General features: G+C 33.6%; 11 protein-coding genes. 1 reads left to right on the top strand and 10 read right to left on the bottom strand.

Features of this window, described 5'->3' with window-relative positions; translation table 11 throughout:
• Positions 1–1162: 1162 nt before the first annotated feature.
• The 10 genes from ACR65M_RS24265 to ACR65M_RS24310 all read right to left on the bottom strand — a co-directional run bounded on the left by ACR65M_RS24265 (position 1163) and on the right by ACR65M_RS24310 (position 13203).
• Positions 1163–1879: a DUF5677 domain-containing protein gene (locus tag ACR65M_RS24265; protein ID WP_440274626.1), complete on the bottom strand. Its 717-nt coding sequence runs from the start codon at positions 1877–1879 to the stop codon at positions 1163–1165.
• A gap of 1228 nt (positions 1880–3107) precedes the next feature.
• Positions 3108–3590: a hypothetical protein gene (locus ACR65M_RS24270; RefSeq protein WP_440274627.1), complete on the bottom strand. Its 483-nt coding sequence runs from the start codon at positions 3588–3590 to the stop codon at positions 3108–3110.
• Complete coding sequence (locus ACR65M_RS24275; protein WP_440274628.1) at positions 3565–4353, bottom strand: ParA family protein; 789 nt, start codon at positions 4351–4353, stop codon at positions 3565–3567. Before ACR65M_RS24275 ends, ACR65M_RS24270 begins: the two co-directional genes overlap by 26 nt.
• Positions 4354–4602: 249 nt before the next feature.
• Entirely contained in the window at positions 4603–5898 is a 1296-nt protein-coding gene (locus tag ACR65M_RS24280; protein WP_440274629.1) for a winged helix-turn-helix transcriptional regulator, read from the bottom strand.
• Positions 5899–6522: 624 nt separating this feature from the next.
• Positions 6523–7593, bottom strand: a complete 1071-nt coding sequence (spoIID, locus tag ACR65M_RS24285) for a stage II sporulation protein D (protein WP_440274630.1) — start codon at positions 7591–7593, stop codon at positions 6523–6525.
• Between the two features lie 373 nt (positions 7594–7966).
• Entirely contained in the window at positions 7967–8284 is a 318-nt protein-coding gene (locus ACR65M_RS24290) for a hypothetical protein (protein ID WP_440274631.1), read from the bottom strand.
• A 403-nt stretch (positions 8285–8687) separates the two neighbouring features.
• Positions 8688–9233, bottom strand: a complete 546-nt coding sequence (locus tag ACR65M_RS24295; protein WP_440274632.1) for a hypothetical protein — start codon at positions 9231–9233, stop codon at positions 8688–8690.
• 14 nt (positions 9234–9247) lie between these two features.
• Positions 9248–10282: a site-specific integrase gene (locus ACR65M_RS24300; RefSeq protein WP_440274633.1), complete on the bottom strand. Its 1035-nt coding sequence runs from the start codon at positions 10280–10282 to the stop codon at positions 9248–9250.
• A gap of 1285 nt (positions 10283–11567) precedes the next feature.
• Positions 11568–11960 (bottom strand): hypothetical protein, encoded by a 393-nt coding sequence (locus ACR65M_RS24305; RefSeq protein ID WP_440274634.1) that lies wholly within the window; start codon positions 11958–11960, stop codon positions 11568–11570.
• Between the two features lie 370 nt (positions 11961–12330).
• A complete protein-coding gene (locus ACR65M_RS24310) occupies positions 12331–13203 on the bottom strand; it encodes a coiled-coil domain-containing protein (protein WP_440274635.1) in 873 nt (290 codons plus the stop codon).
• Positions 13204–13472: 269 nt separating this feature from the next.
• Here ACR65M_RS24310 and ACR65M_RS24315 point away from each other — a divergent pair, with 269 nt between their 5' ends.
• Complete coding sequence (locus ACR65M_RS24315; protein ID WP_440274636.1) at positions 13473–13925, top strand: helix-turn-helix domain-containing protein; 453 nt, start codon at positions 13473–13475, stop codon at positions 13923–13925.
• Positions 13926–14014: the final 89 nt, after the last annotated feature.

Below are 14014 nucleotides of genomic sequence, written 5' to 3' on the forward strand. Positions count from 1 at the left end.
AACCTTTACATCGAATATATGTAAATGATGTGAGAACCATTGATATTCTAATAGTTCTCACATCTAAGTTAAGATAAATGCGGTTTCCTGACGCTACCCCGTAAATAAATTTATGTTCAGATATTACCCCTAACACTTTTTAAGATGGGAACACATTAATTTTCTTGGAGAGTTCACCTTTGATATAAACAAAGTAGCAAATTTAAATTCACTCCGGTCCCTTATCCAATAAAATAAAGCAGATTTTTCTTAGCGTATAGAAAATCAGCTTTTTCCATGTCGAAATTTGCTTAGCGTATGTTTTCCGCGTTTTGTTGGTAGGACCCCTATATGGATTTAACTGCTTCTTTTTATTGATATAATGGGATAATTAGTGTAATTATGCATAAATTAGTACCCTAATTCGCACCTCTTTTAGTAAGGTAACAGAGGTCCCCTTCATTATGGTATAATTTAGAAAAATGTTATGAGGTGATATTGTGTCATCTGTAATTATATTTTCTATAATTTTTGTTATTATTGTATTTTTAGCAATGGCTAAAACAATAAAGGATAGTCAAAAAAAATAATTTAATTAACTAAAGAATAAGCGATAAGAATGTTTATCTCTCGTTTGACTATAGAAGCAGTTAAACAAGAATAAACACACAAAAAACACCGCATTATAATGATCCTTCACTAGGCCCAATAATACAAAGCCAACGAAATTGTTTCAATCCCTTTTAGAGTCTATTTACTTTATTAGCTGTCTTTGATATTTAAATATCAAGACTAAAAACATATACGAAAGGTTTTGATTATATGCTTTATACAATAGGGTTGAGGTTAAAGAAATTCTTATTAAGGCTTATACCCCCGAGGAAAAAGAGAAATAGTTAATTGACCTGGTTTATTGGGAGCTGGAAGTGAATCATTTGCAACGAAACACTTTAACAGCTGAAGATGTTACCGAATACATAGGTGTGTTCATAAAGATAACATTTACACATTAATGCCTGGATCCAAGAACAAGAAAAGACAAAAGAGGCTGTAGCTGAATGCTGAGCCCCTACAATTCCCCGTCGGTTAACTGACGGGGTGAACTGGTCCACGACAAGGCGGACCACTTACCATTTACAGAAATTAAATAACTGTATCGCTCGTTCAATGTTAGCTAGTAAAACTATTTATACCTATAATTAGCAGCTATAATGTTATTGAAAACTTTTATTTCTTCTTTTAAACCGTAATAAGAATAAACAGATCTAATGGTTTCAATCATAAAATTTGAAGCAATACTGATATGAGTCTTAGAGTCAACTTCTTTCCTTAAGACAGTTACATAATTCTCCTCAAAGTGAAAATACTTTAGTGATTCCTGTGCGTGTACTTCCCCTGAAAATATTTGATAAAGTAAAATATACTGATCTTCTATGTCTAGGTAAGCACTCAACTTGCGCAAATTGTTGATTCTTCCATTAAAATTGTACCACTTTTGTGTCTTAATTTTTTTATCGTATGGGTTAAAGGTTTCAATCTCTTCTTTATAGTTTAGGTCTGAAAACTTCGGAAAATCGGTTATGAACTTATCTCGTTTTATATTCAAAAAACTCCTTACTTTACTCCCTACTAAAGTCTGTTCTGCTATAGAATCAAAAATTCTAAGTTCTCTTCTCTTTAATGAGTAAATATAAGCTGCACCTCTATTACTTGTATCTTTTTCTAGCATGAATTTCAGATATATAAAATTCTCGAACATCATTCTAGCAATTGCATCTAATGTATTATAATTTTTGTTTTCAACTAGAGTAATCAAGGATGAGGTTTTTCCAATCATATCTTCAAGTAGCCCTAGAATTGCTGCATCATGAAGTTCAATTTCTTTGTTTGGATAGTGCATCGTAAAACATTTATCTAATATGTTTTTAGTAACTTTATCTGATTCTTTTAATAATTTTCAAAACTTTCCCCCCTCATCAAACTAACCAAGTATAAAATCAGCAGGATAAAAGCTATTATGAAGCCCACAAAGTTTGCCGTCATTCTAAATAAAGTCACCAATAATGTAGAACTTTCCTACAGCTAAATAACAGCTCGTTATACAGCTTTGAGCAATACCTCCTACAACAGAGCTATTCGAACGCCTTAGGATTTTTCCTTATATATGTAATGTACATAACCCTTCACAATTTGTTATGATATTTACTCATGCTTTTCGTTTCTTCAGGTTCTACTCCCCCCAGAGTCTAGATGGACCACTATTCATTTCTCGTTGATCTTCTTTATACATCTTCGTAAAATATCTTTCTTCCTGTTCCTCTTTAAAATTTGCATAAGACTTAGCTATTGCTTGAGGTAACAATGATACAAGACAAAACTCGTAAATATCATTACACAATCTGCGACCCTAGCCTGTTTCTCCTTAATAATCACTATAACTATAAAAAGCAGGACAATTACCGCACCGTTTAAAAGCAATATCCCCGATTTGATATATCTGAATTACACACTTCCGATGGTCCCATACAATGGCATCCAAACCATCTATCATAGGTAATATATATTAAACACCACTTTCACTATTGCTTTTAGCGTTACCAATTCTATCAATTGCGCTTTTACAATTACTAGCAATATCAATATATATAGTAATAATACTAGCAATATTAATGTTGCTAGTATTATTACTATTAATTACAATCTTAAGAACTTCTATTTGAATAAAGACATCAGATAGCACCACCATTGCCATAGAGTGATGCAGAATGTTTGATTCTAATAAAGTAGCACTCCCATATCCCTTGACCTTCTTTGTGTCCGTGGTAAGTGTTTTTATTGTGGATGAAGAAAAAACAGCCTTTAGGAATCCATCCTCACAAACAGCCTACCACGTCACTTAAAAGTTCCACTGGCGGAGCCCCCACTCCCTCCAACAATCACTAAAAAGTGACACGACGGCCAAGGGCAAGCAGCCAACGCTGTGGTTAATAGTGATGTTTTTTTGAAAGGAGCTCACCTCTGTCTTCACTAGCTCAATTAGATAGTAATATTCACTATTAATAAACTAAAAAAATTTACAATTAAGTTTTAAATTGTAAATTTTTTTAGAACCCTTATATCCTCTCAAATTACTTCATCCATCCCTTTTCTATAAAAATCCTCTTTAACGCTTCATTAACAAGCTGACTCTTTATCCCTTTCCCCCCCTTCTTTGCTAAACGATCTAACACTTTTACTATGTCATTTTCTAAATAAAAACCTCGATATGTATGAGTCACACTCTTAGGTTGATTATCCTTAAATAATGCGTCCAAAGCATCTAAATTAGCCATATTCAAAGTGGAATCCATTGTACTATTATTTCTGGTATCATTAACACTACTTGTTTTAACTTCAACATCACTATCAATATTGTTATTAAAAGTAATACTTTTATCCATATTATTATCATTAGTAATATTAATATTTTTATTGCTAGCAATATCCATGTTGTTATCGTCATCAGTACTACTATTGCTATCTTTTTGTTTCATAGATTCTAACATTGTATCAGCCGCCGTTTTCTTCTTATTTTTATTTATACGATCAAATAATTGCTGTTGCTTTGACACGTTCCTTCAACTCCTCTACAAATGAATAATATGGGGTTAATGCATCATTCAATTCAGGATTTTCCCAAAAACCATAAATTGGTAATCTTTTTGTAGCCGCTTTACGCTTAATCAAAGTTTCAAACCGAAGGCCTTCATACTCTGAATCAATTAATTCTAACATTGCCTTTGTATCCGAGGTTCGTGGATCTACGATACTAAATAAAATACCTGCTACTTGTACATTTGACCCAACCTTTTCTTTAGCAGCTTCACATATCTCTATAAACTTATCAATCGCATAATAACAAAACTGACTACCATCAAACATCACAACCGCATAATCACTAGCTGCAACAGCATTAATAGTGTTCTCTGATAAAGAAGGTGCCGTATCTAATATAATAAAATCATAATCGTTCATAACTGAACTTAAAGCTTCTTTCAACGCTAATACTGGATTACCACTAAAATTAGAAGAATATAAAAATCTAGGTAAAGTTGCTAAATAATCATTGCTAGGAACAAGATGTAAAGTTTCCGTAACTTGTTGAATATACGGTCTAACATCTCCAACTTTAATACCTTCTAAAATAGTCTTCTCCTCAAATTCCCCACAGATATCCATAACACCAGTAAGTAAACTTGTCATATTTCCCTGAGAATCCATATCCACAACAAGTACCTTATGCTCTTTACTTAACAAATAACCTGTTACACCTGCTGAAGTCGTTTTCGAGCATCCACCTTTACTAATTCCAAATGTTAAAACAGTCGCCACCATAAATACACCTCTTATACTTTAAAATTAATATAACTTGTTTCCTAAAAAACATCATATCTTCTAAAATAATAGCTAACAATCTAATACTAGTAACTTCTCACAAAACCCCTAAATATCCTCTATACGCACATTTAAAATAATAGAGTGCTCGAGGCCCGCCATAATAAAGAATACAAGAGTGTGGATATGTGGATAACCAGAGGAAGAAGAGACAGGGGCTACGCCCCATTAATATAAGCGTACAGACCACTAAACTTTTTTTATTTCCTTAATTAATTGGCTAATACGCCCTTTTGATAAGCCTAGTCTCTCTGCGATTTCCTTTTGTTTCATTCCTTGTTGAATCATCTCATGAATTTTAAACATATTGTCATCTGTTTTATCATGCATTTGTTTTATATAGACTTCTCGCTTTAATACTCCCTCGCTGCGACGTTTTTCCCGGTTAGCAATAGTTTTACGCCTTTTCTTTTCATCTGGGTCTATAATCGTCTTTAAATGCGTCATTTCTTCAGGTGTGATATCTAACCATGAGATTAGCTTTTTATTACTAATGTTGTATCCTGCACCTGGATACCCTTTTTCCATCGCAATTCGGTTTGCTTCCTCATTATTACGTGCATACCAGGCCTTCTCTGCGCTTCTTGTGGCCTTTTCTACCTCTCGCAATGGTAAAGGATCTGCAAATTGCAAATTAAACGTCTGAGTTTGATTTAACGACTCTGACGGGTCGTTTGTATAGCAGCATAGCCAATATCTATATAAAAAACAAATTGTTTCACGGTAGCCGTACACATTATAATTGCGCAACTCCACCAACTTCACCAAATCAAGTAATCTAGCATAATGAAGTTTGTATGTATTAAAAAGCTGAACTACTTTCTTTTTACGACCTTTTTTGCCTTTTCTAACTTTCTTAGAAAATACCTCGCTCAAGTCTGGAAGATAATCGTTTTGAATATCTCTCAATGCATATCGATAGTCATGCCTGTATTCTGCACTAACTTCATTTCCGTTCTTTGAATTAATACTTCCAGCAATGCGAAATACTCGAGCAGCATCTGCAGCTTTCGGATCTCCGCCTAATTCAGAGAGTTGTTTCAAAAAGTGATTCTGTACAGCTTGCCAAAGTGGTAAAGCTTTATAAGGTACCGGTTCAATTAACCAAATAAGGACCATACCTTGGCCACTAAAAATAAGGATGTTAGGCTCTGGGATAGAATGGCCATAAAATTCATGTTCTAACTTTCCCATTACCCAGGAGGGATCGTAATTGAATAGATAAAAATCGAGATCTACGTATAACGACCTTAGTTGCCTTATATTCTCGATTTGTCGTTGGGGCTTATAAAAGGTATTCTGACTGAAATAAACGTCCTCACCTAGCCATTTTGTGAGCTCGTCCGCTAATTCTTCAGGTCCATAGTGGTATTGTTTGAATTTACCGGTATCTGTCTTTTTCGCTACTGTAATCCAGCCGTCAGCATCATGATGATGGAACCAGGCATGATATTGAGCTTTTTCTATAGCGTTTGTATTTTCCATTAATTTTTTCTCCTTCCATAGTGGAAAGAGTTGTACACCTGTGGTATAGTAATAACAAATGAATTTTGAAAAAAGGGTACAATAATCCCTATATATTTGAAGGTGTACAATCCTTCCACTTGTGAGAAACCCCGCCGTCGCCAAACAGTAGGGGTTTTTCTATTTATCTATTATTCTATCAGCTTTGACTATTATCTACAACAAAAGTCGAAATTTAGAAAATAACAAGGCCTCGAAGGGGAAACTTCCGGATTATAATTTGGGGTAAACTTTTTAGCAAAAAGGTATTAACTACCATGAAAGAACGTAATTAACTTTCATTTTCTTTGGTGAAACTCTGCTACATGGATGGCCAACGTACATCTTTCTATCTTTTTTCATTTTCTTTCAGTTTATTCTCTGATTTTTCTCCTTCCAAGCGTAATCAAGTATAATTCGTACCTCGTTCAACATAAGAAATTTTTTTTGAATATCATTTGTTAGACAAAAAATCCCCCTAAGGTAATACCAGATTTATTTAATCTGTCTACCCTAGGGGGAGAGTAAAGTAAAGTTATAATTATTACCTTAATACAGACTTTTTAAGCAACCGAATCTATAATAAGTAACTTAAAAGACAATTTATTATTTCATTACCAATTCGGTAAAAGATTCTAAATTAATTATCTCTACCCCCTGATAGTAATGCTTGACTATTTCTTTATAATTTTTCCCTTCTTTTGCCATACCATTTGCGCCATATTGGCTCATACCAACACCATGGCCATTACCTCGTGTTGTAAAAATCAGATGCCCATCTCTTTGTTCGATATCGAAATCATTGGAGGCCAGTTCAAGTTTCCCCCTAACAAATACTCCTGAAAATTCTTTATTGCCTATTTTTATGGTATCTACTCTTTTACTTTTTGTAAGTTTTTTTTCCCCAATAATATCCGAATTCGTTTCTAATTGAATACCTAACGCATGTTCGACTTCTGCAATTGTTAATGTTTTTTCATTTTTAAATTTAGGGGATTCTTTATCCCAAGGACTTTCCACACTTCTTAAGTACGGGTAACTGTTACTCCAATAATCCTCCGAGTTTTCAGTATAACCATTGCTAGTTGAAAAGAAAGATGGATCAATTGGTTTTCCGTCGTAAGTAATAATTTGACCTTTAGTAGAGTTAACTGCTTCTTGAATTTTAGCAATATTAGTTTCGTAATTTTTTCCCCATTGGTCAGCCAATTCTTCTTTATTTTTATAGACTTGGTGAAACTGATGATTATCTGTGATTTCAGCATTATTAGGCACACTAACTTTAGACTCAGAAAGCATTCGATAAACGAGAAATGTTCTTGCTGCTAAAGCTTGAGCTTTTAGTGCTTCCAATTCAAATGAAATTGGCATTTCAGAGGCTACAACACCTACAACATACTCTTCTAAAGGTAGTGTTTCTACCACATTTTGTTTCGAACGAAACACTTCAACAGAAAAGGGAGAATCACTTGTTTCAATATCTTGTTCTTCTTTTTTAATTGATACATTCTCGGCTGTTGATAGATTTTGAGTTGTTTGGTTTGTAACTGTTTTAGCCTGATTATTATATGGCATAACTATAAGTGTAGGAACAAATAATATAATAGTGAAAAAACTTATAAAAAAAATAAGACTAGATTTCGCCCATGATTGTTTTTTTGGTTGTTTTAATTTCATATTAGCCCTCACTTCCAATATTTGTTTTATATTTAAAATCTATATATAAAAAGAAATAATAGAACTAAAATTTTTGTTTTAAAGATCCTTCTGTATTCTATCCTTAAGACATGAAAAAACCACTCTCTAATAGAGTGGCTAGACAAATCTAAAATACTATTGGTATCTATAATACACTGTTAAATTAACAAGGCAATCCTCTATATTCCTCTTCTACTTTTTGCTAAACAATCTACCACACTTTTATATTCCAAATATAAACTACGATATGAATGAGGCAACTCTTAAGCTGATTATCATCACATAATAATATCCAAATCAGCTAAACATGGCTATATTTGCAACAAAATTAGTTCCTCTTTAGATAAATGTTTTAAGGAATCAGACACGTACCCTGACAGTATATATAGCCACCATATTTTACCTGTGTAAAATTCAAATCAGGGTAGTATCTTTTAGAGATTAGTGGAATACTTCCAGCATATCCAAAGTTATCTTTATAATAGTAGTATGATGGTGGATTCCAATTTCCGCTTCTATCAGTCTCATATTCCACATATCTACTGTAAGTTGCTTGAGTGCTAATATCCTTTTCTAAGGATACGTTTGATGCGAAGGTCTGCCCTTGAGGTAGAATAAGAAAAGTAAAAGCTAGACTGACCCCTACTAATAATCCAATTAATTTTTTCATAAAAATGACCCCCGAGTTTTATTTACCATTTTATTAACAAAAATGGTATTACAATGGTAATTCTCTATCAAGCAATGAAAATCCTCTAAAAAAAATAATATATTTATTTCTTTTTTATTATTTCCGTTTTACTGTTTTGTTCTGTTTTTCTTTCTCCTTTCAAGAATCATAAAATACATTGGAAGATATAACCGAAATATCACAGGATCAATTTTGGAGGCACTATTCCCAAACTCTTCAATTAAAAAATCAGTTTTCTATCTATATTGGTGATATGTGAAGTCCTAACTTTCTCAAATGGTTTCGTTCCAATAAAACTCCTCTTTCCGATAAACGCTATACGAGTCATATAAGAATTGAAATCCCATAAAGGTTCCCTAAAAGACTGTAGAAGCCCAAAAATTTAAAATTCTACCTCCAGTATTTTTTCCATCATTCTGTTTATCAAAAAAAGTAATACCTCTACTTTAGGAACATCATCTTTAGAGATATTTTCAACAGAAGAAAAGTAGTGGTTATATCGTTTTAATTGATTGTATAAATCCCAGTAAAATTTATTTAACACTTCTTTCGAATTAGCATCGTGATTTGCTGGTATATAACTCATATCGACAATATCTTCTTTCGCTATCCTCGCAACCCATCCATCATTTTTTTTTGATTGATAACAAGCTAAATAATAATATGGGTAATAATGTGGCAACACTTCATATTTGAGATGCTCTAATGCTTCTAGGTAACTAACATCACCTGGGATACCTTTTAAATGCATTTCAATAATATGCCGACCGCGCTCATCATGCTGCTCTCTAAGGAACTCGGGTTTTGACTTTTGTTCCCGAGCCATTCGCTTCCATTTTCCTACGTCTCCCTGGAGTTTTTTAATATGTACTTTTTGTCGTTCAATCTCCTCACGCAATTGCTCTTCCAGTGTTTTTTCTGTAATCACTAAAAATCACTCCTTTATCGCATATATCGTTCTGCGAGATCCCACCTGTCCTCACCATGGCCAATCTCTTCGTGTACCTGGTCAATCGCACCTTTTAATAGATTGTAAACTTTAATATCTTGTTCGGTTAAAATGCTATAATCAGCTTTTCTCCCTTTGTCCCTGTTTTTCATAATACGTTCTAGCATCACTTCTCCCTTATTTATGATTCCTTTTTCTCTTAATAATTCTCGTAACCTATCACGACAATACAAATGCCTAAACCCATGGGTTCCCCGACCATTTTGGTCTATACCTACTTTTTTACAAGCTGCATTTACAGCACTTCTTACAGTAGCAACCTTAACAGATACAACCGTACTGTCTGGCTCTTTATCCTTTAGTATTAGGATTAATTTTTCCTGAAATTTTGGAGGTACAGGTGTTTTTCTATGACGTCCTCCTTTTGTGATTCCAGTAGCTTCTTCAGATGAAATATTGAGTACCCATCCCCCCGAAGATTTCTTGAAATGTTTAACCTTGATTTTGCATGATTCACGCACTCTTAATCCCATATATCTCATAAGGTTTACTGAATCCTGAACATTGACAGATAGAAAAGGAAGCATTGATTCAAATTCTTCAGATGAATAACTGCGATTTTCCGCTTTTTTCAATTCACGCCAATTAGTAATCCTTTTTTCAGGAACGAAGATAACAGGTTTTAACCCTCGATCTAGGCTTCGAATTTCCATTCCCTTCTGCAAGTGCCTTAGTGCAGTTTCAACATTTTGTTTATGACCTGCAGAGCGTTCTAATGCCGTTAAGTGCTCTAAATATGCTATGTAGTGTTCTTCTGTCAAATCATAGATACTTTTAATTCCTTCATTTTCACGAATCCATTTGACGAAATTTTGTGCAGCTGATAAGGTTTCTCTTACCTGTTTAATAGAATGAATACCAGGTACCCCTTTATGCTTGGCTTCCCGTTTGGATTCTCCAATTCGATTGACAGCATTAATAGCTTGAGATACTTGATGCACGATACTACTACGACGCTTTCTTGCCATCGTTTCACCTCCTTTAAAGGATAAAACCTAAAATCAATTACCAATAGCCATCAAGAAAGTTTTATTTTGTCCCATAAGGTGTGGTATTTTAAAATTCAAACTTACAATGAAGTCCGCTCATTTTTTAACGAGGCGAGCAATTTTAGCCTCGAATTAAATCATTTATACTGTTCCTGACTTCCATAAGACCAGTTTGTTCTGTTCGGCTTTCATGAACATGATTCTTATCCGCTTTAGTTTATACTGACTCGATACTTCATGAGCTACAGTCCATGATATCGATCTTTCATTGATATCCTTTTGATTAATGGACGGATCCAGCTACTCCTTGGATCAGTTGTTCTGTTCACCTTTCATGAACAGGAACTTATTCGGCTTTAATTTATACTGGCTCGGTATTTCATGAGCTGCAGTCAGGATATCGATATTTCGTTGATATCCTTTTTTGATTAATGAACTGATCCGGTTACTTCTTAGACCAGTTTGTTCTGTTCGGCTTTCGTGAACATGAACTTATCGCTTTAATTTATACTGACTCGATACTTCATGAGTTACAGTCCATGATATCGATCTTTCGTTGATATCCATGTCTACATTCTGGTTGTCACTTTTTAGTTAGATAATGCAATAAGCTATCTTATCTATCACTCCTCCTTCAATCTAATTTCTTAATCTATATAAAAAAGCCCATAGCTAAGAGAGGTACAAGGATACTTCTTGTACAAACTACTCTCAAAGCCATGGGCTTTGTATATTAAATTCCTCATAAAAGGCAAATAAAAACGACCATTCATACAATAGAATCGTCGGAAAACCACTCATTTAATAGATTAATAAAAATTACTCTTACCTAATTACTTAATGCAAATAGATATTTATTAAAGATACCCACGAAGGCAAACTTGCCCTTTTGTAAAATTCCTCGGCCCAAAGACCACAATCGTTTGTTAGAACACCTGCTAGCTCCTTTTAAGAACTGCAAAACAAAAAGAAAAGTTAAAATCATCTAATTAAATTATATCAAAAATAAAAATTGATTTCCAAGCTAATTGTTAAAATCTTCTTTTCTGAGATAAAACTATATTGTGGCCTTTATGAAACTAAAGGAAGAAACGGCAGGTATTTTTTGAAACATCGTAGTTCAATTAGCAGGGAATTTCAGCAAAAAAAAATAACCCACCCTGCCTAATAATAATGTCCAGTTAGATGGTGAGTTATTTCTCGCTTAGGACCACTGCTCTTCTCTCAGTAGATCAATCACAATTATACCTCAATATACCCTTAATTAAACCAATAAAATTCTATCTCTTAGTACTTTATCAATAAAATCATGAATCTGTTTTTCGTAATATTTTACTTCCATCGCTGATGTAGCCTCTAACATGTTTTGTTTGAGTTCATTCAACTTTACTTTTTCATCTTCTGTCAAACTTTCTTCTAGTGATATCCTTTTTGCTCTGCTCAGTTCTACATCTAGACCATCAAGTTCTCTAATTATATCTTGTAATTCTTCAATTACTCGGTCTTTTTCGTATGCACTTTCTTGTTGAAGTGAGACGACAATATCCAATAATTTTTGTTTTAATTTAACTACATGAAACTTAGTAACGGCATCCATAAAAAAAGCACCTCTTTTCATCACCTTTTTATAAATTAAGCGCGGTAAAAAACTATTCACTGACCATAATCCACCACTAATTGTACAATTAGTTGATCATCAATTATAGCAGGAACATTACTAAATACTCCTTATACTTTTAACATCCTATTTTTTCTGTCATATATCAAATTTTGATATATCGATTTAAAAACATAAAAATAAGCTCATTAAACAACTGGGGGATTCAAAATTTGAACCCTCACCCAAAGTAAGTAACCGCAAAAAAGGACACTTAATGTTTCCCTCTTATCAAGGGGATATATATTTGCTCTCATTTAGGTTAACCATCATAACCATGTTAACCATTAATGTAATCGAATTCCATGGTTAACCAATACATGAAAATTCAATTCCTACTTTGTAGAGTCGTCTAGATCTTTATTTACCTTTATCTATTATCCCCTTCACTTTTTTCTTGTTTCAATCGCTCAATTTTCTCCTCGTACTCCTTACGCAGAGAGTTTACTTCTTCATACATTTGTTTTATCTTCTCGTTATACTCTTCGTTTGACTTCAATAACCTCTGCTGATATTCTCTCTCGATTCCTAGCAACGCTCTATCCTTTTCGTAGTCTTTTCTCTCATTAATACGTTCAATTTCGATAGTATGACTATTTTTCAGCAACTCCAGTTGTTGTTTTAAATCCCTGACTTCGTCCTGCAGCTCATCATTTTGAATACTAACTTCTTTCACCTGGGAATGTAGACGTTCACGTTCATTAGAGAATTGCTCTTTCAATTTCTCATTTTCATCAGCATATTCTTTGTACTTAGCGACCAAACCACTTAGCGTATCGTTTTTCTCTTTGTATTCATGAATCAAGAGCAGATTATTTTCATTAGTGGAGCGTAAATCCTCTAGTTGCTTTAATGCCCCCTCTTTTTCCTGTTCGATAACTTTTAAGACTTCCTTCGTCTGCTTAGATTCTTCTACTGCTGTTTTAGTCTTTTCTTGGTATTCACCAATGATTGCTTCTTTTTGTTCCAACTTGTCAGAGATTTCTTTCACCGCATGGTCCTTAATGTAGATAGATCGTTGAACCATATTAGAAACAAGTTCATAAATCCGGCTAGTATGCACTTCTAGTTCATTCAAGTCTTGGTTGTAATCCGTTGCACCTTGTTTAATGGATTGCAACTCGGAAATAGCGACTGCTTTTTCGAACCATTCTTTTGCAGAATCACCACTGTTTTCAATCATCGTTTTTACTTTTTCATACAGATCCTCGCTTACTTTTACTCCAAATGTCTTATCAGCCATATTTACATCCTTTCATTTAGTTAACCTATTAATATACTATTAGCAATGGGTTAACTAGGTTTATTAATGTTAACCCCATTATACTATTTACTAGAACAAATTTCTATTTGTCATTTAAACAAAAGACAAATTAAATTTTAGATTCGATGCTTTTAACTACATTAAAGATGCTTAATAATCCATATCAAAATTGTTTTGAGATTGGTCATTCAAGACTACGTCTTGATAGTATGCAATTTTTATGTTATAGTTTGTCCAAGGTGATAAATATGACATTTAACCGTGAAGAACTACCGAAAAAACGACAGGCAGAAATGAATAGAGCCGAATATGCTTCATGGAAAAAGAGAGGCTTAAATAATTTTGGTTTTTTTCCTGTTTTTCAACCTTTTAAAGAGACGTTCTTATTAAAAAACCTTTCTGGTAACGCCTTACGTTTATACTTGTATTTGGGATTGATGTCAGGTAACGAAACTGGAGAAACCTGGGTAACTATTGATACCATGGCAGCCTATTTTAATAAATCCAAGCGTACTATAAGTGGTTGGATTAAGGAACTTGAACAGGCAGAGCTCATAGAAAGAATGCAATTAAAACCTGATGGTCCGGCGCACACCTTTTTAAAGCCTTACGGATATGAACATATGAATGATAAGAACAGTTTGCAAAAAGGGAAGTTAAGTAGTTCGAAGCAATCGTCTAATGACGATATTCTATTTTAGGACAATCCCATCTAAATGTAGTGTAGTGCTTTAATAAATTAATGCTAATTCCTAAAAACACAAAATCGCCTATTTTTTTGTTTAATATT

The organism is Ferdinandcohnia sp. SAFN-114, assembly GCF_059415045.1.